This is a genomic window from Mycobacterium sp. AZCC_0083, assembly GCF_014202335.1.
Lineage (GTDB): Bacteria > Actinomycetota > Actinomycetes > Mycobacteriales > Mycobacteriaceae > Mycobacterium.
On sequence record NZ_JACHGP010000004.1, the window covers coordinates 103,904 to 130,587 of the forward strand.

At 64.7% G+C, this 26,684-nt stretch carries 25 protein-coding genes; 18 read left to right on the top strand and 7 right to left on the bottom strand.

Translation table 11 applies throughout. The annotated features are described in order from the left end of the window. Window positions 1-282 precede the first annotated feature (282 nt). From HNP02_RS10820 to HNP02_RS10855, 8 genes are read left to right on the top strand one after another with little or no spacing between them, the layout of a single operon-like run. On the top strand, window positions 283-1,449 hold the full coding sequence (locus HNP02_RS10820; RefSeq protein WP_184438028.1) for an MCE family protein: 1,167 nt from the start codon (window positions 283-285) through the stop codon (window positions 1,447-1,449). Next, window positions 1,449-2,486, top strand: coding sequence for an MCE family protein (locus tag HNP02_RS10825; RefSeq protein WP_184438030.1), 1,038 nt, complete (start codon window positions 1,449-1,451; stop codon window positions 2,484-2,486). Before HNP02_RS10820 ends, HNP02_RS10825 begins: the two co-directional genes overlap by 1 nt. After that, window positions 2,470-3,534: an MCE family protein gene (locus HNP02_RS10830; RefSeq protein WP_184438032.1), complete on the top strand. Its 1,065-nt coding sequence runs from the start codon at window positions 2,470-2,472 to the stop codon at window positions 3,532-3,534. The genes HNP02_RS10825 and HNP02_RS10830 overlap by 17 nt, the downstream gene beginning before the upstream one ends. Window positions 3,535-3,536: 2 nt before the next feature. Continuing rightward, window positions 3,537-4,946, top strand: a complete 1,410-nt coding sequence (locus tag HNP02_RS10835; RefSeq protein ID WP_309241531.1) for an MCE family protein — start codon at window positions 3,537-3,539, stop codon at window positions 4,944-4,946. Beyond that, window positions 4,943-6,130, top strand: coding sequence for an MCE family protein (locus tag HNP02_RS10840; RefSeq protein WP_304610995.1), 1,188 nt, complete (start codon window positions 4,943-4,945; stop codon window positions 6,128-6,130). The genes HNP02_RS10835 and HNP02_RS10840 overlap by 4 nt, the downstream gene beginning before the upstream one ends. Continuing rightward, a complete protein-coding gene (locus HNP02_RS10845) occupies window positions 6,130-7,842 on the top strand; it encodes an MCE family protein (RefSeq protein WP_184438034.1) in 1,713 nt (570 codons plus the stop codon). The genes HNP02_RS10840 and HNP02_RS10845 overlap by 1 nt, the downstream gene beginning before the upstream one ends. A 42-nt stretch (window positions 7,843-7,884) precedes the next feature. Continuing rightward, entirely contained in the window at window positions 7,885-8,712 is an 828-nt protein-coding gene (locus HNP02_RS10850; protein ID WP_184438036.1) for an SDR family oxidoreductase, read from the top strand. After that, the gene (locus HNP02_RS10855; RefSeq protein ID WP_184438039.1) at window positions 8,709-9,404 is read left to right on the top strand and encodes an alpha/beta hydrolase; all 696 of its coding nucleotides are present in this window, start codon (window positions 8,709-8,711) and stop codon (window positions 9,402-9,404) included. Before HNP02_RS10850 ends, HNP02_RS10855 begins: the two co-directional genes overlap by 4 nt. A gap of 7 nt (window positions 9,405-9,411) precedes the next feature. On the opposite strand, the gene HNP02_RS10860 is transcribed toward HNP02_RS10855, so the two are convergent. Further along, entirely contained in the window at window positions 9,412-10,065 is a 654-nt protein-coding gene (locus tag HNP02_RS10860) for a TetR/AcrR family transcriptional regulator (protein ID WP_184438041.1), read from the bottom strand. 95 nt (window positions 10,066-10,160) lie between these two features. Between HNP02_RS10860 and HNP02_RS10865 the strand changes: the two genes are divergently transcribed. Both HNP02_RS10865 and HNP02_RS10870 read left to right on the top strand, forming a co-directional pair. Then, complete coding sequence (locus HNP02_RS10865; RefSeq protein ID WP_184438043.1) at window positions 10,161-10,577, top strand: ester cyclase; 417 nt, start codon at window positions 10,161-10,163, stop codon at window positions 10,575-10,577. Further along, window positions 10,570-11,796: a cytochrome P450 gene (locus HNP02_RS10870; protein ID WP_184438045.1), complete on the top strand. Its 1,227-nt coding sequence runs from the start codon at window positions 10,570-10,572 to the stop codon at window positions 11,794-11,796. The genes HNP02_RS10865 and HNP02_RS10870 overlap by 8 nt, the downstream gene beginning before the upstream one ends. 164 nt (window positions 11,797-11,960) lie before the next feature. On the opposite strand, the gene HNP02_RS10875 is transcribed toward HNP02_RS10870, so the two are convergent. Beyond that, window positions 11,961-13,052 carry a M20 family metallopeptidase gene (locus tag HNP02_RS10875; RefSeq protein ID WP_184438047.1) on the bottom strand — a complete coding sequence of 364 codons (1,092 nt, stop codon included), beginning with the start codon at window positions 13,050-13,052 and terminating at the stop codon, window positions 11,961-11,963. Between the two features lie 28 nt (window positions 13,053-13,080). Then, window positions 13,081-14,109 carry a LacI family DNA-binding transcriptional regulator gene (locus HNP02_RS10880; RefSeq protein WP_309241506.1) on the bottom strand — a complete coding sequence of 343 codons (1,029 nt, stop codon included), beginning with the start codon at window positions 14,107-14,109 and terminating at the stop codon, window positions 13,081-13,083. Between the two features lie 174 nt (window positions 14,110-14,283). Between HNP02_RS10880 and HNP02_RS10885 the strand changes: the two genes are divergently transcribed. The 6 genes from HNP02_RS10885 to HNP02_RS10910 are packed head-to-tail and all read left to right on the top strand — an operon-like array spanning window position 14,284 to window position 19,322. Then, the gene (locus tag HNP02_RS10885; protein ID WP_221317458.1) at window positions 14,284-15,282 is read left to right on the top strand and encodes an ABC transporter substrate-binding protein; all 999 of its coding nucleotides are present in this window, start codon (window positions 14,284-14,286) and stop codon (window positions 15,280-15,282) included. Between the two features lie 35 nt (window positions 15,283-15,317). Further along, window positions 15,318-16,010 (top strand): M24 family metallopeptidase, encoded by a 693-nt coding sequence (locus HNP02_RS10890; RefSeq protein WP_184438051.1) that lies wholly within the window; start codon window positions 15,318-15,320, stop codon window positions 16,008-16,010. 49 nt (window positions 16,011-16,059) lie between these two features. Beyond that, window positions 16,060-16,854 carry a glutamine amidotransferase gene (locus HNP02_RS10895; protein WP_184438053.1) on the top strand — a complete coding sequence of 265 codons (795 nt, stop codon included), beginning with the start codon at window positions 16,060-16,062 and terminating at the stop codon, window positions 16,852-16,854. Continuing rightward, complete coding sequence (locus tag HNP02_RS10900; protein WP_184438055.1) at window positions 16,851-17,597, top strand: ABC transporter ATP-binding protein; 747 nt, start codon at window positions 16,851-16,853, stop codon at window positions 17,595-17,597. The genes HNP02_RS10895 and HNP02_RS10900 overlap by 4 nt, the downstream gene beginning before the upstream one ends. A gap of 10 nt (window positions 17,598-17,607) precedes the next feature. Further along, window positions 17,608-18,489 carry an ABC transporter permease gene (locus tag HNP02_RS10905; protein WP_184438057.1) on the top strand — a complete coding sequence of 294 codons (882 nt, stop codon included), beginning with the start codon at window positions 17,608-17,610 and terminating at the stop codon, window positions 18,487-18,489. Window positions 18,490-18,503: 14 nt separating this feature from the next. Continuing rightward, window positions 18,504-19,322, top strand: a complete 819-nt coding sequence (locus HNP02_RS10910) for a nitrilase-related carbon-nitrogen hydrolase (RefSeq protein ID WP_221317459.1) — start codon at window positions 18,504-18,506, stop codon at window positions 19,320-19,322. 98 nt (window positions 19,323-19,420) lie between these two features. Here HNP02_RS10910 and HNP02_RS10915 read toward each other — a convergent pair whose 3' ends face one another. After that, window positions 19,421-21,301, bottom strand: coding sequence for a serine/threonine-protein kinase (locus HNP02_RS10915; RefSeq protein ID WP_184438059.1), 1,881 nt, complete (start codon window positions 21,299-21,301; stop codon window positions 19,421-19,423). Between the two features lie 77 nt (window positions 21,302-21,378). Between HNP02_RS10915 and HNP02_RS10920 the strand changes: the two genes are divergently transcribed. Continuing rightward, the gene (locus HNP02_RS10920) at window positions 21,379-22,284 is read left to right on the top strand and encodes a phosphatidate cytidylyltransferase (protein ID WP_184438061.1); all 906 of its coding nucleotides are present in this window, start codon (window positions 21,379-21,381) and stop codon (window positions 22,282-22,284) included. Continuing rightward, a complete protein-coding gene (locus HNP02_RS10925) occupies window positions 22,281-22,865 on the top strand; it encodes a hypothetical protein (RefSeq protein WP_184438063.1) in 585 nt (194 codons plus the stop codon). Before HNP02_RS10920 ends, HNP02_RS10925 begins: the two co-directional genes overlap by 4 nt. Window positions 22,866-22,876: 11 nt before the next feature. Here the strand turns inward: HNP02_RS10925 and HNP02_RS10930 are convergent, their stop codons facing one another. Genes HNP02_RS10930 through HNP02_RS10940 form a run of 3 tightly spaced genes read right to left on the bottom strand, consistent with a single transcriptional unit; the run spans window position 22,877 to window position 26,671 of the window. Next, window positions 22,877-25,168, bottom strand: a complete 2,292-nt coding sequence (locus HNP02_RS10930; protein WP_184438065.1) for an ATP-binding cassette domain-containing protein — start codon at window positions 25,166-25,168, stop codon at window positions 22,877-22,879. 52 nt (window positions 25,169-25,220) lie between these two features. Then, on the bottom strand, window positions 25,221-25,856 hold the full coding sequence (locus tag HNP02_RS10935; RefSeq protein ID WP_184438067.1) for a 1-acyl-sn-glycerol-3-phosphate acyltransferase: 636 nt from the start codon (window positions 25,854-25,856) through the stop codon (window positions 25,221-25,223). Next, window positions 25,853-26,671: a CDP-alcohol phosphatidyltransferase family protein gene (locus HNP02_RS10940; RefSeq protein WP_255506424.1), complete on the bottom strand. Its 819-nt coding sequence runs from the start codon at window positions 26,669-26,671 to the stop codon at window positions 25,853-25,855. The genes HNP02_RS10935 and HNP02_RS10940 overlap by 4 nt, the downstream gene beginning before the upstream one ends. Window positions 26,672-26,684 lie beyond the last annotated feature (13 nt).

The window sequence follows — 26,684 nt, forward strand, 5'->3', positions numbered from 1 at the left end:
CTTCTAGTCAAGGGCATTCCCACGGTCAAAGCCGGTGGTGAATACCGGTCCGGGTCGCCATGGCGCCAGTGCGTCTGCGCACCGCAATGACAAGCTGCCGTGACGGCATCGTTGGGTGCGTTCTGAGCCGAATGGTCCCACGGGACGGTGGGTGAAATATCATTGTGATCTCTATGTGATTGAGCACTCTATGTGATAGACACTCAATGCTTAGTGACAACGCCGACGACAACGAGGAGGACGATCACGGTGATCGGAACTCCTCGACGCCGCACGGTGAGAATGGCCGCAGCGGTCCTGACCTGTACGTGTGCGGCCTTCGCAGCGTTCACCTACCTGTCCTACACAGCGGCGTTTCGTCCCACCGACACCGTGACGGTTACTTCCGCACGCGCCGGATTGGTCATGGAAACGGATGCCAAGGTGAAGTACCTCGGGGTGCAGGTTGGCAGGGTCTCAGCCATCGACTACGTCAATGACCACGCCCGTCTGACTCTGGCGATCGACCGCGACCAAATGAGCTACATACCGTCGAACGCGATCGTCCGGATCGCAAGTACCACGGTGTTCGGTGCTAAGTCGGTGGAATTCGTGCCGCCGGAAGACTTCTCGGCCACCGCGTTGTCCGCGAACGCGCAACTTGAAGCGTCGACGGTGTCGGTCGAGGTCAACACGTTGTTCCAAACGCTGGTCGACACGCTGCACAAGATCGACCCCGTCGAACTCAACGCCACCCTGTCGGCGCTCGGCGAAGGACTCAGGGGCAACGGGGACAACCTGGGCGCCACTCTGGCCGGGGTGAACACCTTTCTGGCGGAACTCAATCCGAAGTTACCATCGCTACAACAAGACTTTGGGAAGACGGCGGCAGCGGGCAACGTGTACGCCGATGCCGCGCCAGACCTGATGACGGCGCTGGACAACGTGCCGTCCATCAGCGACGCCCTCGTCGATCAGCGTGAGAACCTGAACGCGACGCTGCTCGCGGCCACCGGGTTGGCCGATAGCGGCTCCGCCACCCTGGAGCCGGCCGCAGACGACTACGTCGCCGCGATCCAACGGTTGCGTGCTCCAGCGCAGGTGCTTGGTGATTACTCGCCCGAGTACGGATGCCTGTTCAAGGCGATCTCCAAGGGGATAGACACGTTCGGCAAGTACATCGGCGGAGTCAAGCCTGGCCTGTTCATCAGCTCGAGCTTCATCCCCGGCTCGCCCGCCTACACGTATCCGGAAAGTCTGCCGATCGTCAACGCGTCCGGTGGTCCGAACTGTCGTGGACTGCCCGACCTCCCCACCAAGTTCAGCCAGGGGTCCTGGTTTCATCCGCCGTTCCTGGTGACGGACAACGCATATGTGCCCTACCAGCCCAACACCGAACTGCAGTTCGACGCACCGTCGACACTTCAGTTCTTGTTCAACGGCGCCTATGCCGAACGGGACGATTTCTGATGGGCGCGGGTGGCAAGACGGCGGTCAAGGTCGGCATCTTCACCGTTGTGATGGTGCTCGTCGCCGCGGGCCTGGTGGTGATCTTCGGTCAGTTCCGGTTCAGCTCCAGCAGCACCTATCACGCCAACTTCGTCAACGCCTCCCGGCTGAAACCTGGCCAGGACGTCCGTATTTCGGGTGTGGCGGTGGGATCGGTGAAGGACGTGGCCCTCGCGCCCGACCACAGCGTCGACGTCACGTTCACCGTCAACAAGCGCTACCAGCTGTACACCTCGACGCGTGCGGTCGTCCGCTACCTCAACCTCGTCGGAGACCGTTATCTCGAAATCGCCTCTGGCCCTGGAGAACTCCGTAAGCTCCCCTTGGGAGCGACCATCGGCAGAGCCAACACTGCGCCTGCGCTGGACCTGGACGCGCTGCTCGGCGGATTGCGGCCGGTACTCAAGGGCCTGGACGGCAGCAAGATCAACGACGTCAGCAACGCAATCATCGAACTACTGCAGGGACAAGGCGGCGCCCTGTCCGACATGCTGTCCAGCACGGGCTCGTTCACCCAAACACTCGCGGCGCGCGACCAGTTGATCGGCGATGTGATCACCAACCTCAACACCGCGCTCGGCACCGTCGATGACAAGAACGCCCAACTCGACTCCAGCGTCGACCAGCTACAGCAACTCGTCACCCGGCTGGCCCAGGGACGTGAACCCATCGCCGAGTCGATTCCCGCATTGGCGTCGGCCGAAGTGGATCTCACCGACATGTTGAGCCAGTCCCGGCGTCCCCTGCAGGGCGTGATCGAAAACGTCCGGCCACTGGCGACCACGCTCGATGACAAGAAGGCCGACGTCAACGCCGTCATCGAACCGCTGGCGGAGAACTACCTGCGGCTCAGCGCCTTGGGCGCGTACGGCGCGTTCTTCAACATCTACTTTTGCTCGATTCAGCTCAAGATCAACGGTCCTGCGGGCAGCGACATCCTGATCCCGTTCGGGAGTCCACCAGACCCGAACAAGGGGCGATGTGCCTTCACCAAGTAAACGCCAACGGAATGCGACGCGGACCGGTGTCTTCGGCATCGCGTTGGTGGTATGCGTCGTCCTGGTGTCCTTCGGCTACACCAAACTGCCGTTCTGGCCGCACGGCAAGCGGTATGACGCGTACTTCACCAACGCCGCCGGCGTCATGGTCGGCAACGACGTCGACATCGCGGGCATCGTGGTGGGCCAGGTGACCGCGGTGGACCTCGTCAATGGCGCAGCGAAAGTGACGTTCACCGTCAAGACGAACATCGCAGTCGGCGACCAGTCCCTGCTGGCGATCAAGACCGATACCGTCCTCGGTCAGAAGTCGCTGTCGCTGACGACGGCGGGCGGCGGTGCGTCGACGACGATTCCGCTGGGCCGTACCACCACGCCCTACACTCTCAACACCGCGCTTCAGGACCTGGGCCACAACGTCAGCGAGTTGGACAAACCAAGATTCGCGCAGGCACTGCAGGTGCTCACCGATACCCTGCGCGATGCGACACCTCAGCTGCGGGGTGCTTTGGACGGTGTGACCGCGCTGTCGCGCAGCCTCAATACCCGCGATGAGCAACTCGACCAATTGCTGCAACACGCGAGGTCCGTCTCCGGCACCCTGGCCAGGCGATCGGGTCAGATCAACCAGCTGGTGAACGACGCCAATCAATTGTTCGCGGCGCTCGAAGCGCGACGGCAGGCGCTGAACACCCTCATCGACGGGATCGACGACGTATCACGGCAATTGTCGGGATTCGTCGCAGACAACCGCGTCGAGTTCGGTCCGGCACTGGCGAAGCTCAACCTGGTGTTGGACAACCTCAACGAACGCCGCGATCACATCGGTGCCGCGCTGGCCGGGCTACCGCCGTATGCGACCTCACTGGGCGAAGTGGTCGGCTCGGCACCGGGTTTCAGCGTCAACGTCTTCGGGGTTCCTCCACCGAGTATCGGTGCAGTGCTGTTTGATTCGTACTTTCAGCCGGGGAAGCTGCCGGACAGCTTGGCCGACTACCTGCGCGGGTTCATCAGCGACCGACTGGTCATTCGGCCCAAGTCGTCGTGACCATCACACAGCTGGGCGGCAAAGGCCGCTCGTCGCGGCTCATCCTCGCTGCCGTGCTAGTCGCGACACTGGCCGCAGGCGTGTACGTGGCGTGGCCCAAGCAGACCGGCCACCGGGTCACCGGCCTGTTCTCCTCGGCGGTGGGTCTGTACCCCGGTGACGACGTCAAGGTGGCCGGCGTTGCGGTGGGGACGATCACGTCGATCGAACCCGGGCCTGCCGACACCAAGATCAGCATGACGGTGCGGCCCGACGTCGTGTTGCCGGCCGATGCGCGTGCCATCGTCGTGGCGCCCAATCTGGTCTCGGCACGGTTCGTCGAGCTCACGCCGGTGTATTCCGGTGGCGCGGCGCTGGCCGACGGCGGCACGATCACCCTGGACCACACCGGCGTTCCGGTGGAATGGGACGAGGTCAAGGACGAGCTCACCAAGATCAGCGCCCAACTGGGGCCCGGGCCCGGCTCGCTGCAAGGACCACTCAGCGCGTTCGTCAACCAGGCCGCCGATACGTTCGACGGGAATGGAGACTCGTTCCGCAAGGCCCTTCGCGAATTGTCGCAAGCCGCAGGCCGGTTGGGTGACTCGCGCACCGACCTGCTCGGAACGGTCAAGAATCTGCACATTCTGATCGACGCCCTGTCGGCCAGCAATGAGCAGATCGTGCAGTTCTCCAACCACGTCGCCTCGGTCTCGCAGGTATTGGCCGACAGCTCGGCTGACCTCGACACCACACTGGACACCCTGAACAAGGCGCTCGCCGACGTACGCGGGTTCCTCAACGACAACAACCAGACGCTGATCGGTCAGATCAATCGGCTCGCCGACCTCACCAAGCTGTTCTCCGATCACAGCGATGACATCGAGCAGATCCTGCACGTGGCGCCAAACAGCCTCGCGAACTTCTACAACATGTACAACCCCGCACAGGACTCGATCGCCGGCATCTTGACCGTGCCGAACTTCGGCAACCCAGTCCAATTCATCTGCGGCGGTGTGTTCGAGGGGGCTGGAACCCCCGACTACTACAAGCGCGCAGAGTTGTGCCGGCAGCGGATGGCACCGGTGCTCCGGCGGTTCGCGATGAATTATCCGCCGATCCTGTTCCACCCCATCAACAGCATTCAGGCTTACAAGGGGCAGATCATCTACGACACCCCAGAAACCGCTGCGAAGGCCCAGACGCCGGTGTCCCAACTGCAATGGCAACCGTTGCCCGGCGTCACGTCTCCGGCGATCGCGCCGGGTACCGACCTCAGCTCGTTGCTTCTACCCCCGCCGGCGGTAAGTCCACCCGATTCGGGGCAGGCGGCACCGGCGGGAACACCGGACCCCTTGGCTCCCAGTCCAAGTGAATCGCAGCCGCCGCCCCTGCCGCTGGAGCAAGGGCCTGCGCAAGGAGTCGGCGGATGACAGGATCCCGACGGCGCGCTCCCGGGCGGGCGCGCCGCAGCACGATGGCGATCGCGGCGAGCGGGCTGCTGCTCACCGGCTGCCAGTTCGGCGGCCTCAACTCAATGGACATGCCCGGCACCGCCGGACACGGCGGCGGCTCCTACACCGTCACCGTGGCATTGCCCGACGTTGCCGCTCTGCCACAAAACTCACCGGTGATGGTCCACGATGTCACCGTCGGCAGTGTTTCCGGCGTCGAGGCCGTTCAACGCGCTGACGGGACGTTCTATGCGGCGGTCACGCTGTCGCTCGACAAGGATGCCGTACTACCGGCGAACGCAACGGTCAAGATCGCTCAAACCTCATTGCTGGGATCCCAACACGTGGAACTGGCCCCACCTCGGGAGCAGCCGACCGGAGCGCTCGGACAAGGGGCGCAGATCCCAGAGGAACGGGCCGGGCGATACCCCACCACCGAGGAAGTACTGTCATCTCTGGGTGTCGTCGTCAACAAGGGCAATCTCGGTGCCCTGCAAGACATCACCGACGAAGCGTATGCCGCGGTGGCCGGGAGAGCAGGCGAGTTCGCCGACGTCATACCACGGCTCGCCGAGTTGACCGCCGGGGTCGACAGGCAGACCGCCGACATCGTCGCGGCAGCCGAATCGTTGAACCGCTTCGCGACGACCCTGGCACGCAACACCGACCGATTGAGCCGCGCCCTCGACGCCTTGCCCAAGGCATTGCAGGTGCTCAATGACGACAAGAACAGCATCGTGGATGCGTTCACCGCACTACGGCGTTTCGCCGATGTCTCTTCACGCATCCTCGCCCAGACCAAGGATGACTTAGCCGCGGACTTGAAAAGTGTCTACCCCGTAGTGAAGTCGCTGGCGGACAACGCCAATGACTTCGTCAGGGCCCTACAGATTCTGCCGACCTTCCCGTTTCCGTCGACCGGAATCAAGCAAGCTGTGCGGGGCGACTACCTCAATGTCTTCACCACCATCGATCTGACGGTGCGGCGGATGGGGGAGTCCCTTCTGACCACATCACCGTTCGACCCGAATATGAAGCACCTCGACGAGATCATCAACACACCCGACTACTTGGTCGGTGAGATGGCCAATCTGTCGGGGCAGGCGGCCGATCCGTTCGCGATCCCACCGGTGAATACCGCGGGCCAGGCGGCGCCGCGCTGATGCTCGATCGCCGAACACGTTGGCAGCTCTGGGTCTTCGCCGTGGTCACAGTGCTCACGGTGGGGGCGACCGTGCTGTTCTATCTTCGCGTACCTGCCGCGCTGGGAATCGGAACCTACAACGTCACGGCCAACTTCGCGGCGAGCGGCGGCCTGTATGAGAACGCGAACGTCACCTATCGTGGCACCACCGTCGGCACGGTCGAGGCCGTCAAGCTGACGCACGACAAGGGAGTCGACGCCCATCTCCGGCTGAACAGCCGCAACCGAATCCCGGACAACGTCATCGCCACCGTCAAGAGCGTGTCGGCGATCGGCGAGCAGTACGTCGACCTCGCTCCGCCAGCCGAGGCGACGCAGGGATCGCTTCACGACGGGTCGCGGATAGCTCGCGACCACACCGCGATCAGCCAAGACGTCGCGGGTCTGCTACGGGAAGCCGAGAAGCTGGCCGACAGTCTCGACGAGAGCCGACTGCGAGACCTACTGAGGGAAACTTTCAAGGCGTTCGACGGCTCAGGACCCGAACTGGCCCGGCTCATCGAATCATCGCGGCTTCTCGTCGACGAGGCCAACGCGCACTCAGCCGAAGCGACACAATTGATCGACCAGGCGGGCCCGTTCCTCGACGCTCAAATCCGCAGCGGAGACGACATCAAGTCCTTGGCCAACTCCCTGGCCCGACTGACCGGTGAGGTGCGCACCGCCGACCCCCAAATTCGGACGTTGTTGGAAACTGCGCCATCGGTGGCTGACCAAGCCAGCCAGACGTTCACCGGCATTCGCGCGTCGTTTCCGATGCTGGCCGCCAGCTTGGCCAACATCGGTCGCGTCGGTGTGATCTACCACAAGTCGATCGAGCAGACGTTGGTGATCCTGCCTGCGGCGTTCGCCGTATCCACCTCAGCCGCGGGTGCACTCCCGCCAGACGAGGGAACGAAGTCGGACTTCAAGCTCAATTTCGGTGACCCTCCACCATGCACGACGGGGTTCATCCCACCGCCCCTGATCCGTTCACCCGCCGACGAAACACTGCGTGAACTGCCCAAGGATCTGTATTGCAAAGTGGCGCAGAATGATCCAACCGTGGTTCGGGGAGCCCGAAACTATCCGTGCCAGGAGTTCCCCGGCAAACGCGCACCCACGATTCAACTGTGCCGGGACCCTCAGGGGTACGTCCCGCTGGGAAACAATCCGTGGCGAGGACCGCCCGTCCCGATCGGCACTCCGATCACCGACGGCCGAAATATTCTGCCACCCAATAAGTTCCCCAATCTTCCGCCTGACGCCGACTACGATCCGGGTCCGCCGGTTGTTCAGTTGCCCCCTGGCGTCCCGCCAGGGCCCGGCCCGGCTCTGACGCCTCCCTACCCGTTGCCGGTCCCACCCGCGACGCCGGGACCGCAGCCGCCGCCCCTTCCCTATCAGGCTCCGCTCGATCAGATGATTCCGCCTTATGGGCGTCCGTTGCCCTCGCCGCCGTTGCCCGCTGAGGAGCCCTCATCCCCGCCGCCGGTCCCCGACCCCGCGGCCCCGCCTAATGCCGACGCGCCGCAACCCCAGGCAAGTGGCCTGGCCTACGCGACCTACGACCAGAAGAATGGAATGTTCCTCGACACCAACGGCGACATCGGCGTGTACAGGGCAGGGGGAGGGATGCATCTGGCCCCCGAGAACTGGGTGGATCTGATGACCTATCCACGCGCCCAGTAGGTGTCAATGGCATCCCGCAGAAAGCATTCAAGGACAGGTTAATTGAGTACTAACGTCTTCGTCATCATCGGCGCCGGGGGAATGGGCACCGCGATCGCGCACCGCCTCGGATCCGGTCGCACCGTCGTGCTCTCCGATGTGAGTCAGCGGAAGCTCGATGCCGCGACGCGCGCGCTGACCGCGAACGGACACGATGTCCGCGGTGTTGCCGTCGACGTGACTTCGCCAGAGGCAGTCGCCGACCTCGCTGCCTACTCGGCGGCGCTCGGTCCGGTGACCTGCGTCGTTCACACCGCGGGCGTGTCACCCGAGCAGGCCGACGTCGACACGATCCTTCACGTCGATCTCGTCGGTGTGGCCAATGTGCTCGAACAGTTCGGTGAGGTCATCGAGGCCGGCGGTGCCGGCGTCGTCATCGCCAGTATGGCCGGGCATTTTCACCCGCCCATGGATCCCGAGGTCGGGCACGAATTGGCCAGTGCGCCAGCGCGGGATCTGCCGGCGTTGCGCGCTTGCGCTCCGGCACAGTTCCGCAACCCGCAAGAGGCATACGGGTTCGCCAAGCGGGTCAATCACCTTCGGGTCGCCGCCGCGGCATCCTCTTGGGGCAAGCGCGGAGCGCGAATCAACTCGGTCAGTCCGGGAATCATCTCCACATCCATGGGCAAGCAAGAACTCAACGGCGGGTGGGGGCCGGTGATGAAGACGATGATCGACGGATCTGCCGCTGGGCGAATCGGCACGCCAGACGACATTGCGGCCGCTGTCGACTTCCTGCTCAGTCCGGCTGCCAGCTTCATCACCGGAGCCGACCTCGTCGTCGACGGCGGAATCACCGCCGCCGTCTTGACGGGAGCATTCGCCTCGTGACCTCGGCAGCAACGAAAAGCCGGGCGGCGCAGGTGGTGCTGATCCACGGGGCCTGGTTCACCGCGAAGCTCTGGGAGCCAGTGATCGCCGAGCTTGCGGTGCTCGGCGCATCGGCTGTCGCCGTCGAACTGCCCCTCGCCGGCTTCGCGGCGGACGTCGCCGCTGCACGACGAGCGATCGAAGCAGCCCGGCCTGGCGCCGTCGTCGCGGCCCATTCCTACGGTGGCAATGTGGTATCGGCCGCAGCCAGCGGGAATCCCAGCATCGCAAGGCTGGTGTACGTGGCGGCGTTCCTATCCGAGCGCGACGAGCACCCGTCCACCATCCTGGCCGACCATCGGAGCGAGCTGCTCGACGCAATCCGGATCACCGAGGCAGGTGTCGACGTCGATCCCGCGAAGGCAAGGCACCTCTTCTTCGGTGATGCCGACGACGAGACCGGCGCCGAATTCGTCACCCGGTTGCGCCCGATGCCCCTCACTGCCGGTGACATGGACTACGACGGGGAACCGGCCTGGAAGTCACTGCCATGCACGTATCTCGTCTCTACGCGAGACCGCGCGATTCCCCCCGATGCTCAACGATCCATGGCCACCCGCGCCGACGAGGTGATCGAGTGGCCAACGGATCACTCTCCATTCACTTCTCACCCGCGACGGGTGGCAGAGCTGTTGCACTCGTACATCCCATAACGCAAGATCATCGGCGGCCGTTGGGCTTTCGGGCCGGGGTTCGCGGTGCTCTCAAGGTGCCGTCGAAGACCGCGTGAAACTCTGCCCGACTAAGGGGTAGATCCGCCAGGACGAATTCGTTGGTCAGTACCGACGCGAGATGGGCCAGTGCGCGGGGATCGCCGACTCGGATCTCCCCGTTCTCCTGTCCTTCCCGAACCAGCTCGGTCATCAACCCCATGGCTTGCCCATAGAGTCCGCCGACGTCATCGGCGAAGGCGGCGAGCACTGGACCGAGGATGGCCGCTCCTCCTTGGACCTGCCGGATGAGCGAGCTGAAGGACTTTCGGGCACTGAAATATGCTGCCGCGGCGTCGACGATGAGATGGAGGCGCTCCAACGGCGTGCCCTCGCTTGCCGCGGCCGCCTTCACTTCGCCGAGGTATTCGTCGGCGCGACGATTGAGCGTTTCGGTGACCAGGTGTTGCTTGCTGTCGAAGAACTTGTAGATGGCCGCGGTGGAGTACCCGGACAACTCGGCGATCCGCCGTAGCGAGCCGTCGCGCAGGCCGTCCTCACTGAAGACCCGCTCGGCGGCGTCGAGGATGTCGGCCGTGCTCGCAGCGCGGCGTGCCGCCCGGCGCCGGCTACGCGGGTCGTCGTCGCCTACCGAATCCGTCACGGCGCCACTCTAGCGGACATCCGTCTTGATTTCTGGACCTCCATCCACCAAAGTGGACGAATGTCCACAGAATGGTGTGCGGTAGGGGCGGCCCCGTGAACGACAACGTCGAAGCGCGCCTGGTTCAGCGCGCCGTCGCCGCGCTGAACGGCGGTGACATCGACGCGTACCTCGAGGCGTTCGCGCTCGACTGCCTGCGATGGGTGAGCGGACTGGACGTGCCCTTCACGGTGCCCGACATCCGGGAGAACCTCAGTCAGCTGTTCGCCGCGTTCGATCGGCTGCAGCTACACGAGGACCTGCTGTTCGGTGGCGACGGTCACGTCTGTGCCCGTTGGACCCTGAGCGGCATCCACACCGGGGAGTACGGCGGTATTGCTCCCACACACCGTGAGATCGCCGTGGAGACGTGTGAGGTGTACACGTTCACCGGAGGCAAGGTCACCGAGTGCCACGTCTACGGCGAAACGATGAGCCTGTTCAACCAGCTTTCTGGGAGTACGCATGACTGATCTGACCGCGTCGATGTTGTTGCACCCCAACGTCCTCGACGACCCCCACGACTTCTACCGGACGTTGCGGACCCAGGCGCCGGTCTGGGCGGTGCCCGACACCGACGTCGTGACGGTAAGCACGTTCGAGCTGATCTCCGAGGCGGTCGGTCGCCCCGAAGACTTCTCGTCCAACATCTCGTCCCTGCTCTACCGCGATGACGATGGGCTGCCTGCGCGGCTCGACTTCGGCGGCACCGCGCCACCGACACTCGCGACTGCTGATCCACCGCTGCACACGACCCACCGGCGTGCCGTCTTCCCGGAACTGGTCGCCCGGCGGATGCTGACCCTGGAGGACGACATCCGCGCGCTGTGCGCGACGGCCGTCGACGGGGCGCTCCGCAACGACCCGTTCGAGTTCATGAGTACCGTCGGCAACGTCGTGCCGATCACGGTGGTCGCCAAGCTGATCGGGTTCCGCGACATCGACCCGGCACAGCTGCTGGAAGCCGCATTCGACTCGACCGCCATGATCGGCGGCACCATGACATTGGACCGCCTGACCGAACTCGTCACGCGCATCGGCGTCATTCAAGAGTGGATCCGTGGACAGGTCGCCGACACAACGGAATCTGATGACGACGGCATTCTGCTCGCCGTCCGACGGGCACTCGATGCGGGCACCCTGCAGGAGGGCGAAGTGCAGATCATTCTGCACACCCTGCTCAGCGCGGGCGGCGAAACGACCAGCAGCCTGGTCGGCAACGCCGTCCGTCTGCTTGCCGACGACCGGGAACTACAACAGCTTCTGCGTGAACAACCGAAGCTGATCGACACGTTCATCGAAGAAGCGCTGCGGCTCGAATCGCCGTTCCGCCAACAGATGCGCAGCATCCCCCACGACACCACACTTGGCGGGGTCGACATCCCCAGCGGTTCAACGGCGGTGTTGTTGTTCGGATCGGCGAACCGGGATCCCGACCAGTTCGACAACCCGGACGTCGTCGACCTCACCCGCGGGTCCCCGCGTCGCCACCTAGCCTTCGGACACGGCATCCACTACTGCGTGGGTGCCGCGCTCGCCCGCATCGAAGCCAGGGCCGTATTGACGACCTTGTTGGAGCGGACCCGCGAGTTCACCATCGATCCCAACGACGCTCCGCGATGGGCGGAGAGCTTCCTGGTCCGCCGCCACGAGCACCTTCCGCTAACGGTCACGTGCGCACCCGGGGTGTGAGGTCAACTGATCTGACGTCGCTTGTCCGGCAAGACTTCTCGCTGAGGGTCAGCTGGGAGTTGGTGGCTTGCTCCTGCGTCCACATATTATGGGTTATACAACCCATAATGCGGGCGCGAAGGGAAGCAGGAAAATGAAGTCGGTGTCCGGCCACATCGGCCGTGCTACTCGACGGGCGGATTGCCGTGCCACGAATCGATCGCCGTGGCGAACAGATGAATTGCTAGTTCGAGCTCGCGGAGCGATACGCATTCGTTGATGGCGTGCATCGCCGAGGGGCTTCCAGGACCCCATACCGTCACGGGGACATTGGGGAGGGCTTGAGCGATGTACGACGCGTCGGTGAAGTACGGCACGGGCACGTCTGAGATGGCGGCCGGAAGCGTGCTCAGCCAGGGTGTTTCGGCCGGGGTCCAGACCGCAGGCAGGTCGATGAGAGTGTTCAGTTCGTCGATCTCCGGCTGCGATCTCCACCAGTGCAGCAACTCTTCCTGGTTGTGGACGGTCCGGTAATCGATCGTGGCGCTCGCCCGTGCAGGAACGATGTTCGGGACGGTTCCGCCGACGAGGCAACCGAGATTCCCCGTCGATTGGCCCAAATTCGTGTCGGATGCCATCGGGAGTTGGGTCCGCGCGCGATGAAGTACGTCGATCAGTTTGTGGATGGCGTTGACGCCGAGGTGCGGCGTGCTGCCGTGCGCGGCCAAGCCACGTGTGACGATTTCCAGCCAGAGCGCGCCTCGGTGGCCAAGATGGACGACGTTCGTGGTGGCTTCGGGAATGATCACCGCGCCGAACCGGTGCTCGGCAAGTGCGGGGATGGCGCGTTCGGCTCCGAGCGCCCCGATCTCTTCGTCGCTGGTGAGCAACAAGCCGAGGGCAGTTTCGCCGCAGAGCGCGTCGGAAAGTGCGGAAAGTGCGGCCACCACACCGGCTTTCATATCGACCGAACCCCTACCGAGAAGGTAACCGTCCTCCACGTCGCCACCAAGAGGTGCAAACTCCCAGTCCGAGGCAATGCCGATCGGCACGGTATCGACGTGGCATGCGAACAACAGCCGGTCCGTGCGCGGGTCGACGTCGTTGGTGAGCAGGGTCCACGGGTGTGCGCCGTCGAGATCGCCTTGAACGCGAACGGTGGGACACCTCCGCCGGGCCTCGGAGATGCAGACGTCCATCACGCGTCGCTGCGCTGCGGCGTTGCCGGACGTCGTGTCGACCGAGACCAACTCGGTCAATAGACCCTCGTGGTCCATGGCGCCCATGCCTACTGGAGCCGCGCGGTCATCGCGCGCCGGATTCCACTCGGGTGGCCACCGTCGACTCCCGGACAATGAGCTTTGAGCCAAGCGATGTGCGCATGGACTGATGTCCTGGCGTGCCCTCGATTGCCTGGGCGAGCAGTCGGACGCCTTCCGTCGCGATCGCACCAAGCGGCTGGGCGATCGTCGTCAGTGGCGGAGTGCTCAACGCGGCAAAGGGAATGTCGTCGAACCCGACGACGACCAGTTCGGCGGGTACGTCGACGTTGAGTCCTCGGCATGCTTGCAGGACACCAAGTGCGATCAGGTCGTCGGCGCACACGATCGCATCGGGACGTGACGGCCCACCCAGAATCCGTCGACCGGCTTCCTGACCCCACTTCACGGAGTAGTCGCCCAATTCGATCCACTCAGGTCGCACCGTAATTCCGTGTGCACCAGCGTGTTTGAGAAAACCAGCGCGTCGCAACTCAGTCGATGAGTTGGTCAGCTCTGAACTCACGAACGCCGCACTGCGCACGCCGAGTTCACCCAGATGCGTGACGATCAGCGACTGGGCGAAGTCGTCGTCGATTCCGATCCAGTCCGTATCGGTATCACTCGCCCGTCTGTCGACCTGAACCACCGGTACACGAGTCGAAGCCGACCTCACCGCGGCCGCACTCTCGGTCTCGTTGGTGGGACTGATGATCACTCCGTCGACCCTCCTGGTGATCAGCGAGTCCAGGCGTTTTGCCTCGATGTCGACGTCAGACTGGGCATCACATAGCAACATCTGCCAACCGCGTTGGGCGAGAGCGTGATCGACGTGCTGGATGAGCGCCGTGAAGAACGGATTCGAGATGTCGGGAACCACCATGCCGATGGTGTCGGTGCGATTGCGCCGCAACGAGCTGGCGATCACGTTGCCCGAGTATCCCAACTCGGCGACAGCGCGCTCGATGCGACTCGCCAGCTTGGGCGAGACGTTCGTAGCGCCCGCCAGCGCGCGCGACACCGTCGCGGTGGAAACACCGGCCAACTCGGCGACCTGCTTGATCGTCGGACCCACCAAGCACTCCTCTCGTAGGCGACCAGACCTGTCCATATCTAGCACGTTCCGAAGCATTTGTGTAATCGTTTACAAATTGGAAACGGCCTGCCTGTTGCGTTGTAGGGCAATTCGGTGTTTCCTTGGTCGCACGTCCGTCAGTAATCGATTACATCCACGAAGGAAGGCCCTCGGATGAGACGCCACATACAAACCATCGTCGCCGCGCTTCTTGCGCTCGCCACGCTGGGCGCTGCTACTGCGTGCAGCAGCGACGACGCCAGTCAGCAGACGGCGGACGGGCTGACGAAGGTCAACATGGTCATGGAATGGCCCGTCGCGGACGCCTTCTGGATCCCCTTCCTCGTCGCCAAGGACAAGGGCTTCTACCGGGAGGGCGGAATCGACCTGACGATCACCCCGCCCCCGACCGTCGCCGACACCATGAAGATCCTCGGCACGTCTCAAGCCGATGTGGCGTTCACGACCACGCTCGATGTCCTCTTCGCGCGCGACCAGGAGGCACCCGTCATCGCCACCGGCTCTTACGGCGGTAGCAACAACTGGGGCCTGATAGCGAAAGCGCCTTTCGACCTCGGCCAGATCAAGGGCAAGACCGTCGGCATCTACAACGACGCCTGGTCCAAGGCGCAACTCTCGATGATGCTGAACTCGGTCGGCCTCAAGCTGTCCGACGTCCAACTGGTCACCGCGGCAGACGACACAGTGCCCTTGCTGCTCCAGAACAAGGTCGACGTCATCACCGGTGTCACCAACGCGGAGTCGTCCGAAGTCCGGGCGACTGGCGGCTTTGACCCGTTCTTCATGCCGGCCCGTGATCACGGGGCGCCGAACACGCCGATCTTCGTCGTTGCCGGCAACACCGAGTGGCTCGACAAGAATCGCGACAAGGCCCGCGCGTTCATGTCGGCCACCATCAAGGGCCTCAACGACGCCGTGACGGATCCGACGGGGGCTCTGGCGGTGTACAAGAAGCTATACCCCAGTGACGACATGGGTTTCGTCACCGATGCATGGCAGACGACCGTGAAGATCCTCAAGGAGCAGCAACCCCCGCTGGTGCAGAGTGACCAGCAGTGGGAAGGGCTGCTGAAGGCCGCCGTGGCACAGGGACTCGTAAAGTCGACTGGCGCGCCCAATTCGTACTGGACCAACGACTACCTGTCGAAGTAAAGAAGCACACTGCGAACGAAGGTTTGGACCGCCACATGAACAACGAACTCTCATCTCTGGTCGTGCCTGAGGGACTCAGCGCTGCTCCACCCGAAGGGCTGGTCAAGGCACAGCTTCTCGCCCGCGATGTCGCGGAGGCCGCGGCTGGTGCCGCCTGGGCGGGGATGACCGAAAGGGATCTGGCACGGTGGGCCGAGGAGACCCTTCGCGCAGGCGGATCGACCGGACTCTGGACCCTGGTCAATGTCGGGTTCGGCGAGGGAAGCCTGAAATGCTTCCCGACCGAGATGCCTGGTGACCGCATGCTCTGGAACATCGACTGCGGTTTCATCGACGTCCATCCGGTGGTCGACGGTTGGTGGGGAGACTGCACCCGCACCTTCGTCGTCGGCGAGCAGCCCGAATATCTCGAAGCCAAAGACGAGATCCAGACGATTCACGAAACGGTCCTCGCGGCCGCGTATCCAGGAATGCCGGCAAACGAACTTTGGGCAGCGTTCCACGACTCCATCGCCGGCACGGGATGGAATCACATGGACCGCCTCGGGAACATCGGACACTCGATCGGCCAAAACGTCTCCTACACAAAGGGGTACATCGATCGTCACAACACCACCAGGATGTGGGGCGGCTGGGCAGTGGAGCCCTTCATCGGCAACCACAACTACGGAGTCAAAGTCGAAGACGTCGTCTGGTTCGGCTCCGAAGGATGCACCGTCGTCCGATAGCGACATCCCACGTCGATCTCCACCGCACTCGGCAAGGAAGAGAAATCTCATGGCAAACGTCTTGATCGCCGGCGAATCGTGGACGACGACGTCGATTCACACGAAGGGCTTCGACTCCTTCACCACCGTGTCCTATCAGGAGGGTGTCCACGACTTCAGGTCGGCATTGGAAGGCGCCGGGCATTCGGTGTCCTTCATGCCCAATCACGTAGCAGCCCAGTCATTCCCACGAACCGTCGAGGAGCTGGAGCAGTTCAACGTCGTCGTACTGAGCGATATTGGGTCGAACACATTGCTGCTACCCAACGACGTCTACCTCAGCGGTAAGGCCAGCCCCAACCGGCTTCGTTCATTGCGCGACTGGGTCAAGAGCGGTGGCTCCCTGATGATGGTCGGCGGGTACCTCAGCTTCCAGGGAATCGAAGGCAAGGCCAACTACAAGAACTCGCTACTCGCCGAAGCACTGCCAGTGCTGATGGAGGACGGCGACGACCGCGAGGAGTGCCCCGAAGGGGCTGTTCCCCGCACGTTCGGACCCGAACATCCCTGCACGGCAGGCCTGCCTGACGCGTGGCCCGCGCTTCTGGGGTTCCAACGCCTGCGCGCCCGCTCAGCGTCAGAAGTCCTCGCACAGGTCAACGGTCACCCCTTGCTCACCGTCGGCACCTACGGCCTCGGACGGTGCGCCGCCTTCGCCAGCGACATCGGGCCCCATTGGGCGCCCTCGACCTTCACCCAGTGGGATGGATTTGCCCGGCTGTGGGGGCAGACCGCGACGTGGCTCTCCGCCGAATCGCTCGAACCTACCGCTGGGCCACGGATCGCCGAGTCGGCTGCGCGGTGAGTCTCGTCCTGAGCGGGGTCTCACAGAGCTTCGGTAACGTCGAAGCCCTGGCTCCGGTGGACCTCGAAGTCGAACCCGGTGAATTCGTATCCATCGTCGGCCCGTCAGGGTGCGGTAAGTCGACGATCTTCAACATCGTCTCGGGCCTACTCAAACCGACGTCGGGTTCAGTGACGTTGGACGGTAACCCGATAACGGGTCAGACCGGTCACGTCGGGTACATGTTGCAGAAAGACCTGCTACTACCCTGGCGAACCGTCCTCGACAACATCGTGCTGGGCGCCGACCTCCGTGGCCGCGCGACCCGCCAGGAGCGCCAGAGCGCGGCGGACATGGCTGCGCGGTACGGGCTTGGCGACTATCTGAACCACTATCCGCACGCGCTTTCCGGCGGTATGCGCCAACGGGTCGCGGTCATGCGGACCCTCGCCCTCGACCACTCCGTGATGCTGCTCGACGAACCGTTCGGTGCGCTCGACAGCCATACCCGATTATTGATGCAGCAGTGGTTGCTCGATGTATGGCGTGAGCAACGCAAGACGATCCTGTTCGTCACTCACGACATCGACGAAGCCCTGTTCCTCTCCGATCGGGTGATCGTCATGTCGCCGCGTCCTGGCCGAGTACAGGAAGTCGTCACAGTCGACCTCGGACGGCCACGCGACGTCCATCTCACCGCCGAGATTCCGTACACCTCCCTCAAAGGCCATCTCCTAGACCTCATCTACGGTCGGGCAGCATAGGACGCGCATCATGTCATCAACCAAGTCAGCCAAGAGCGCACGCGTCTTCACCGCGATAGCGATACCGCTGGTGAGCCTCGCCGCCGTCCTCGTGGTGTGGGATCTCTCCGTCCGCATCTTCGACATCGCCCCCTACGTGTTGCCCAGCCCGCAACGCACCTTCACAGCCCTCCAAGACGACTGGGACACGTTGAGCGCCGGCACATCCATCACCTCGAGGGAGTTCATCACCGGGTTCCTCATCGGCGCCCTCGCAGGGTTCGTCTTCGCGCTCGCGATGTCGTGGTCGCGACTCATACAGCGGCTCATCTACCCGGTGCTGATCACGTCGCAAGCCGTGCCCATCATCGCCGTCGCCCCAGCTTTGGTCATCTGGATGGGATTCGGGTTGGCGCCCAAACTGACGATCGTCGCACTGATCGTGTTCTTCCCCGTCGTCGTCAACGTGCTCGACGGTTTGGCCGCGGTGGACAAGGACCTCGTTGCGCTGGCCACCGCGATGGGTGGAACGCGATGGCGGATCTTCCGGTCAGTGACTCTGCCCGCCACGCTGACTCCGTTGTTCTCCGCACTGAAGATGTCAGCAACGTTCGCCGTCACCGGTGCCGTGCTCGGCGAGTGGACGGCCAGCACCTCAGGAGGACTGGGGGTAGCTCTCCTGGAGGCTCAATCCCGACTCGACGTAGCCTCAGTGTTCGCGGCGATTGTGTTACTCGTCGTCCTCGGCCTTGCGGCGTTCGGGGTCGTGGCCCTGGTCGAGATGATCCTCACCCCCTGGCGACGATCACCCGTAGCGCCAGGATGGCGAACCCACTTCAGGAACCGATCAATCTCTGCCCCAAGTGAATCGGCGCAGATTGGTTCGGTTGCGGCGGAGATGGCGACCCCGTGATCAAAGTCGCCAGCGTGCAAAGCAACCCCATCATGAATGGGGTCGACGACAACGTCACCAACATGGTTCTCACCATCGAGGCACTGGCCCGCGACGGTGTCCAGTTGGCCGTGTTCCCCGAACTCGCCACCACCGGTTACATGTTCGACAACGCTGCCGAAGCCGGTGCGGTGGCGGAGGAAGTGCCGAGCGGACCGACCGTGAACCGTCTCATCGAGGCATGCGCCGACAACGACATCCATATCGTGTTCGGCATCGCGGAGAAAGCCGGCGATCACCTCTACAACTCGAGCGCCATCCTAGGTCCACGGGGATACATCGGCACCTATCGCAAACTTCATCTCTGGGACAACGAGAATACGATCTTCACTCCCGGCGATCTCGGGTTGCCGGTCTTTGCCACCCCGCTTGGCAGTATCGGGATTCTCATCTGCTACGACCTATGGTTTCCGGAAGCCGCTCGGGCTCTCACACTTTCGGGCGCCGATCTGCTGTGCGTACCAACGAACTGGGTGCCGCTCATGGCGGGCAACGGTGACGATGACACTGCAATGGCCAACGTACTGTGCATGGCCAACTCCCACTGCAACGGGATACCTATCGTCGCCGCCGACCGGTGCGGACTCGAACGCGAACAACTGTTCCTCGGCCGCAGCATCATCACCCACGCAACCGGTTGGCCCGCAGCGGGTCCCGGATCGGCCGAACACGAGGAAATCCTGATTGCAGAGATCGACGTCGCCGCCTCCGTTGCGGCACGTCAGTGGAACGAATTCAACAATCCGCTCACGAACAGGCGTGTCGACGCGTATGTCGCAGGCAGCCGATCCTGACTGTTTCTGAGGCCGAGGGCGCCGAACACGAGCGGACTTCGTGTCCTCGACTTCGTCGGCTATAAGTGGCATCGGCCCTACGGACTTCCTGGCATCGGCTAATCGCCAGTGCGCGTGAATGTTTCGGTGACGGCCGTGCTAGCCGCACAGTTCCCCGTCTGCTCCTGGCGACCGTTCCCGATGAGCAACGTGATCGGATCCTGCGGTGGCTCGGGCAGCGGGAACTGCGCGGTGTACTTCAAGTGCGTCGGGCCTCCGGGCGGCGGGCACTTGCCGTCGAACTCGAGCTCGGAGGTCCACTTCCCGTCACTGAAGATCAGGGGCCGAAAGTCTGACGGTGCATGGAAGTAGCTCATGCACCGATCGCCACCGCGAAGGCAGTCGGTGGTGACGGAGTAGAGCAGATCCTGTTGTGGGGAGCCGTTCGAGAAGTTGCGGGTGAGGTGGTAGTGGCCGTGCAATGCCATTGCGGGCGACACCGCGCGTGGCGGCAGGGTGGCCGGGTCGGGAAGGGTGTTCTCGTCGATGCTTCCGGTGCGGGCGAAGGTCACGGTTCCCCTTCCCGAGCAGCCATCGCTGGTGGTCCCGCTGAACTCTCCGGAGAGGGTGCCGTCGGGTCGGGGCTCCAGGGTGAACACATCCCAGACTTCGGCGGGGGCGTTGTGGCACTGATCCGAGCCGAGGCCGACGGTCATCCAGCGTCCATCGACCTCGTCGAACACCAGGCTCGACACCGCAGGCCCTTCGCCACTGAGACGCATCGCCGTCGCCACGCACCCGTCCTGGCGACACGCCGAGCGCACGCCCCATCTGGCCGTCATCGGCGTCGCACCTTCGGCCATCTGGCCGTCCATGAGGGTGGTCGCGCTGAAGTCGGCCCGGTAGATCCCGGTGAAGGGCGCCATGCCGGGTGGCGCGGTGGCGGTAGTGGTCGGCGTGGCGGCGGGTTCGTGGTCCCATGCCAGCCACACCACCCCGAAGACGGCGCAGGCGATCAGCACCGCGACGCCGACGAGCGCGCCGATCAGGACGCGGCGCCGCTTCCCGGGCGGCGACGGTGGAGCAGGCGCGCTGAGCTGTGTGGCTGCGGTCGTCGATTCGCCGGTGATGGCTTGGCGCCGTTGGGTCTGCGCCGGATCGGGCGTCACCGGTGGGTTGGGGCCGATCTGCGGCGCGATGGCGTGTCGCGCCGCGGCCGCCATCTCCACGGTGCTCTGGTAGCGGTCGGTGGGTGCTTTCGCCAGTCCGGTGGCGACCACGTCGTCCAACGCCGTCGGGACGGTGTCGCGGTCCTCGGAGGGCTTCGGTGGCGGCATGACCATGTGGCCCACCGCGATCTGCTCGAGCGTGGTGCCGGGGAACGGCAGCTCGCCGGTCAGACATTCGTAGAGCACGCAGGCAAGGGCGTACACGTCGCAGCCGGGCCCGATTTCGCCATCGCCGAAGCGTTCGGGTGCCATGTAGGACCACGTGCCGAGGGTGGAACCGACTGAGGTGAGCCCGGTTTCGCCAGTGACGCGGGCAATGCCGAAGTCGATCAGGTACGCGAAGTCGTTCTGCGCCAACAGAATGTTGGACGGCTTCACGTCGCGGTGCACCAACCCGGCCTGATGCGCGCTGTGCAGCGCCGAGGCGATCTGCTCGATGACGTACACCGCGCGTCCGACGTCCAACGGCCCGTCGTCCAGCAGGGTATGCAGGTCAACGCCGTTGATCAGCCGCATGGTGACGTACAGCCGGCCGTCGATCTCTCCGACGTCGTGGATTGGCACGACGTGCGGATCGTCGAGGCGGGCGGCGGCGCGGGCTTCGCGGCGGAACCGCGTGACGAACTCGGGGTCCTGAGTGAAGTGCGGGAGCAGCATCTTCAAGGCCACCACCCGGTCGAGCTCGGTGTCGTGGGCGCGCCATACCTCACCCATCCCGCCACGGCCCAGCAACTCGATCAGCTGGTAGCGGCCAAATGGCGTCCCCTCCACCGGCTCACGATAAACCGTTCCTGGATCTGCCAGCACGGCTTATGTTGTCCTGGACCGCACTTTGTCGGGGGAGGCCGATGCTCGTCGACCAGTACCTGTGGTTTCTTCACCTCGATCGCCGGATGCCGCTCAACGTCGACCTGGGTCCCCTGCACGTCCACCTGTACGGCCGCTCGGTGTTCCTGATGTGGATCACCGTGGGGCTTCTGGTGATCGGCGGCATCGCGGTACTCGTCTCGCGCAAGCAGGAATTGATCCTCAAGTGGCGGACATGGGTACTCATCGCACCGGTGGTCGGCATCCCCGTCTGGATCGGCGCTGGCACCACCGCGGTGCTGGCCGCCGCGCTCGCCGTCGTCGCGGTGATCGAGTACGCGCGGTTGGCACGACTGAGCAAGGTCGACACCTACGTACTCCTTGCGCTCGCCGTGCTGTATCCGCTCGCGGCCTGGCTACGTCCATCGTTGTTGAACCTCGCACCGATCGTCATGCTGCTCTGTGCGCTGCCTGCACTCCTCGGCGGCGACGTCGAGAACGGCTCGAGGCGCACGGCGTTCACCGCATTCGGATCGGTGTGGATCTGCTGGTCGTTGGCGCACCTAGTGGTGTTGTTGCCGGACACGTTTCTGGTGGGCTTCGCCGTAGCGGTCACCGACGTCGCCGCCTGGTGTGGCGGAAAGGGGTTGCGTCGCTTGGGTTGGGCGCGTCAGCCGCTGTCCCCGTTGAGCCCGAACAAGACGATCGGTGGGATGGTCGGCGCCGTCATCGGAGCGTTCGTCATCCTGACGTTGTTGGGCACGATCTCGGTCGGTCTGCTCGTCGCGGTGGCGATCGGTGGTCTGTTCGGCGACCTCCTCGAATCCATGCTGAAGCGGCAGGCTCAGGTCAAGGACGCCGGCGACTGGCTGCCGGGCTTCGGCGGTCTGCTCGACCGGATCGACTCGCTGTTGCTGGTGCTCCCGCTGGCGTATCTCCTCGGATGAGCGACCAGACGGAGCGCCAATCACGCGTCTGGTCGGTGATCGCCCGTCTCGCCGCCGGTCCGTACGGCTTGGTCGTGGCGTTCGTGTGGGGTTTCGCCGAGGCACTGAGCTGGTTCATCGTCGCGGAGATGGCGTTGATCCTGTTCGCCGCCGCCGTTCCCCGCCGCGTGATGGCATGGGCTGCGGCGGTCATCGCCGGCTCCGTGCTCGGCGTACTGACCACCGCGGGGCTTGCGTCGCGTGGTGTCTTGTTGCCAGCGCCGCTGACTACCCCGCGGATGGCGGCGACGGCGTTCGACCAGCTGGCCGCCGGGCCGAGCGCGATCATGAATCAAGCGTTCTCGGGCATCCCCGTCAAGGTGTATGCCCGCGCCGCCGGTGAGCACCACATCGACCTGTGGAACCTGGCCGGCTGGACACTGCTGGAACGTGGCCTGCGCATCTCGATGGTGGGACTGGTCGTGTGGCTACTCGCCAGCCTGTTGCATCCCGTGCTGCGACGGCTCTACGGCGTCTACTTGATCATCGCGGTCGTCATCTTCACCGTCGGCCTGTCCGCGGTGATCGCCGTGTGGTCCTAAATGGCGTGGTCCTAACTGCGGGCGGCCTTGAGCCGGATCTTCCAGCGAACGAAACCCGCAAAGGCGATGGACAACACCCCGAGCATCGCGATGTCGAAGAACCACGCCGCGGAGGTGTGCTTCCAGTGCGAGTCCTTCGCGATGCCCACCGCCAGGTTGCTCAGGTCAGCCGTCGAGGCCGTCGCCGCGAACCCCCACCGCGCGGGAGTGAACATGGAGATGGTTTCAAGCAGTGGCCGGTTGGTCACCGGGATGAAGCCGCCCGCGAGCACCAGCTGAATCACCAACGTCGCCGCCAGCAGAATGATGACCTGGTCGCTGCTCTTCGCCACGGCCGACACCGCCAGCCCGAGGATCATCGCCCCTACACACGTGGCCGCGACGTCGACGAACAACTCGAACATCGGACTGCCCAGCGCCGCCGCGCCCGACGGCGCCGGCTTGCCGAACCTGGGCGCTGTGACGACCAGGGTCAGGATCGCCGACTGAATCACCGCGACCGCCCCGAACACCGCGATCTTCGCCAAGAGGTAGGCCGACGCCGACAGTCCGACCGCCTGCTCGCGGCGGAAGATGACGCGTTCACCGGTCAGGTCACGAACGGTCAGCGTCGTCCCCAACAGGATCGCGCCGAAGTTCAGCAGCGCGATGATCTGCTTCGGCTCGAGCGGGGGGGCGCCGGGCGCAGGCGCACCGAAGCCGGCGTGACCAGCCACGGTGAGCGGCAGCAGGCCGACGATGAACGGCAGCGCCAGCAGCAAGGCGACGTAGCCGCGGTCGGCTAGGAGCAGCTGCACCTGGCGGCGGGCGACGGTCGAGAACTGGCGCCACGTGCTGGTGCGCGCCGGCTTGACCGTGCCGACGGGCGTGGCGGGCACGACCTGGGTGGGCATGGCCACCACCGGCCCGGTGCGGGCCAGATGGCGCTGCTGCGCACCGTCGGGATCGTCGCGCACGCCGTCGAAGACGTCGGCCCAATCGGTCGATCCCATGGCCGCCCCGAGCTCACTCGGCGGCCCGCAGAACGCGGTCTTGCCGCCAGGGGCGAGCAGCAGCACCTGATCGCAGTCATCGAGGTACGTCAACGAGTGCGTCACCACCACGATCACGCGGCCTGCGTCGGCGAGCTGGCGCAGCATCACCATCACCTGCCGGTCGAGTGCGGGGTCGAGCCCCGTCGTCGGCTCGTCGAGCACCAGCAGCGACGGACCGGTCAACAGTTCCATGGCGACCGACACGCGCTTGCGCTGCCCACCCGACAGCTTGTCGATGCCCGTCTGCGCGTGTGGCGTCAGTTCGAGTTCCTCGAGTACCTGCGCGATCACCCGCTGCCGATCGGCCTTGGTGGTGTCCGGCGGCATCCGCAGTTCTGCGGCATAGCCGAGCGCCTGACTGATGGTGAGCTGACGATGCACGACGTCGTCCTGCGGCACCATGCCGATCCGGTTGAGCAGCAACGCATTTTCGGCATGGACGTCGTGTCCGTCGAATGACGCAGTGCCGCTCGTCGGCCGTGCGGCGCCGATGATCGCCTTCGAAAGCGTCGACTTGCCCGAACCGGACGGGCCGATCACCGCGGTCAGCGTGCCCGGCCTTGCGGTCAAGGAGATCCGGTCCAACAGTGTGACCGCGCCCTCGATCGTCAGGCTGACGCCGTGGACTTCGAGGCCGCCGGTCTTCGTCGCGGGTGCGGAGCGACGGACGAGATCGCCTTCGGTGAAAACGAAGTCGACGTTGCCGATCGTGACGACGTCGTCTTCCTGCAGCACAGCGTCCTTGACGGGCTCGCCGTTGACGAAGGTGCCGTTCGCGCTGCCGGCGTCCTGAATCCGTATGCCCTTTGGCGTCGACACCAACGATGCGTGGTGGCTCGAGGCCAGCACATCGGGGATGACGACGTCGTTGTCGGGCGCGCGGCCGATGCGCGTCGAGACGACGGTCTCGGGTTCGCCCTGCCGTGGCAGCCGCGTCGTCGGCCGATCATCCGGCTGCGGGACGGGGCCGAGCTCGAACGTCAACAGCGGACCGTCGGGGTCGCCGACGTGGATGGTCTGCCCGTCGCGGATGTCCACCGAACTCACCCGTCGCTGTCCGACGAACATTCCATTGAAGCTCTTGTCGTCCACCGCGACCCAATGCCCGTCGAGGCAGCGCAGCACCACGTGCGATCGGGAGACTCCCAGGTGCGGGATGCGTACGTCGGCTCGCACGTCGCGCCCGATGACGACGTCGCGACCCGGCGCAAACGTCCGCTGCCAACCACCAGAGCGAACGGTGATCGGGGGCGGCAGCGGCCGGCTCATCTGGCCAACCATATCGGTCGGTGCCGCGAGATCGCCGTTGAGAAAGGCGCCGTCAAGAAACGAGGGCATATCCGTCTACGCTCTCCGGAAGACGGTTGTCCCGCAAGGCCATAACCTGCTCCCGCAGCTGCGGTGCCGAGGTGGTGGCCGGGTCGACGGGATCGCCGATGTGGACGCGTATCGGGGCTGGGGAGTAGTGGCCGGCCTTGGGCAGCACCTCGGCGGTGCCCAGCACTGCGACGGGAACGATCGGCACCCCGCAGTCCCGCGCCAATCGCAAGGCGCCTGAGCGGAATTCGCCGATGCTTCCGTCCGTCGAGCGGGTGCCCTCCGGGTAGACGACCACCGTGCGTCCAGCTTTGAGAGCGGGGCGGACGGCCGCCAGCAGCGCGGCATAGCCGCCGTCGCCCGACCGCTGTACCGGCAGGATGCCTGCCAGCGAGGTGGCCACGAAACGGCGTACCGGCACGTCGAACCAGTAGTCGGCCGCCGCGCCGAACACCGGCTGGGCCGAGGGCGGCAGCGCCGCAAGCAGTGCTGCGGTGTCGGCGTGTGAGGAGTGGTTGGCCACGACGATGCAGCCACCCGAGACGCCCCACCGACCGGTCACGGTCAGTCCGCCCGACACTGCGCACGCGATCCGCCACAGCCCGTGCCGCAGCACGCTCGAGATTCGCGTCGTGGTCATGCCGCCACACCGATCAAGGGGCGCGTCACGGCGGTCAGCGGTTGTGTCACCGCGTACAGCGGCTGCGTCACGGCGTCGAAGTACTCGACGAAGTGATTCCCCGTCGCTTCGCTCGCCTCGACGACGACTCGCGGTCGTTCCAGCTGCTTGGCCGCCAGCTCGCGGCGGGCGCCCCGCAGCCGCAGCACGGTGGTGATCAGCGAACCGTTCACCAGCTGCATCAAGAAGACCGGCAGGAGGACCGGGAATACGGTCGCCAGCACCATGAAGAGGCACCGTTCGGTCTTGCCCATCGGGCCGCCGTTGCGGCGTTGCGCGCCTGCGGCCGCTGCGGCCAGCGAGGCGAAGGTGGGCATCGTCGCGGCCAGTGCGGCCAGCAGGACCTGGAGCACCGGCCAGGACAACCAGTGCATCCCCGAGCCGTCGTGGCGAGCGACGAACACCGCCAACCCGGCGAAGGCCAGGAGGTCGGAGGTGCGGTCGCCGATCTCGTTGACGACGAATCCCCACGGCCGGCTCTTCCCTGCGGCGCGGGCAACCGCGCCGTCGAGGTTGGCACCGGCCAGCCGCAGCACCAGGAACAGTGCGGCCAGCGGCCAGTAGCCGAAGGCGATCGCCACTGCAGCCGCTCCGGCGGCGACGACACCTGCGGCGGTGAACGCGTCCGGTGAGATGCTCCGTGTGACGGCGACGTTGACGATCGGTGCCAGGCGGCCGGTGAACCACGGCTTCAGCGCGTAGAGGCCAGCCATCTGGCGCACGCGCGGTGTGGTCGTCGGAAGTTTGGACTCGAGAGTCGCGACGGTGGTGTTCATGGTTGGCTCCTTT

Excerpts from the sequence above, each read along its gene's own strand:
- HNP02_RS10845 (WP_184438034.1), top strand. The coding sequence starts at position 6,130 with ATGCTCGATCGCCGAACACGTTGGCAGCTCTGGGTCTTCGCCGTGGTC.
- HNP02_RS10875 (WP_184438047.1), bottom strand. The coding sequence starts at position 13,052 with ATGGACCACGAGGGTCTATTGACCGAGTTGGTCTCGGTCGACACGACG.
- HNP02_RS10895 (WP_184438053.1), top strand. The coding sequence starts at position 16,060 with ATGGCAAACGTCTTGATCGCCGGCGAATCGTGGACGACGACGTCGATT.
- HNP02_RS10840 (WP_304610995.1), top strand. The coding sequence starts at position 4,943 with ATGACAGGATCCCGACGGCGCGCTCCCGGGCGGGCGCGCCGCAGCACG.
- HNP02_RS10925 (WP_184438063.1), top strand. The coding sequence starts at position 22,281 with ATGAGCGACCAGACGGAGCGCCAATCACGCGTCTGGTCGGTGATCGCC.
- HNP02_RS10905 (WP_184438057.1), top strand. The coding sequence starts at position 17,608 with ATGTCATCAACCAAGTCAGCCAAGAGCGCACGCGTCTTCACCGCGATA.
- HNP02_RS10940 (WP_255506424.1), bottom strand. The coding sequence starts at position 26,671 with ATGAACACCACCGTCGCGACTCTCGAGTCCAAACTTCCGACGACCACA.
- HNP02_RS10935 (WP_184438067.1), bottom strand. The coding sequence starts at position 25,856 with ATGACCACGACGCGAATCTCGAGCGTGCTGCGGCACGGGCTGTGGCGG.
- HNP02_RS10920 (WP_184438061.1), top strand. The coding sequence starts at position 21,379 with ATGCTCGTCGACCAGTACCTGTGGTTTCTTCACCTCGATCGCCGGATG.
- HNP02_RS10870 (WP_184438045.1), top strand. The coding sequence starts at position 10,570 with ATGACTGATCTGACCGCGTCGATGTTGTTGCACCCCAACGTCCTCGAC.
- HNP02_RS10825 (WP_184438030.1), top strand. The coding sequence starts at position 1,449 with ATGGGCGCGGGTGGCAAGACGGCGGTCAAGGTCGGCATCTTCACCGTT.
- HNP02_RS10890 (WP_184438051.1), top strand. The coding sequence starts at position 15,318 with ATGAACAACGAACTCTCATCTCTGGTCGTGCCTGAGGGACTCAGCGCT.
- HNP02_RS10930 (WP_184438065.1), bottom strand. The coding sequence starts at position 25,168 with ATGAGCCGGCCGCTGCCGCCCCCGATCACCGTTCGCTCTGGTGGTTGG.
- HNP02_RS10820 (WP_184438028.1), top strand. The coding sequence starts at position 283 with ATGGCCGCAGCGGTCCTGACCTGTACGTGTGCGGCCTTCGCAGCGTTC.
- HNP02_RS10885 (WP_221317458.1), top strand. The coding sequence starts at position 14,284 with ATGAGACGCCACATACAAACCATCGTCGCCGCGCTTCTTGCGCTCGCC.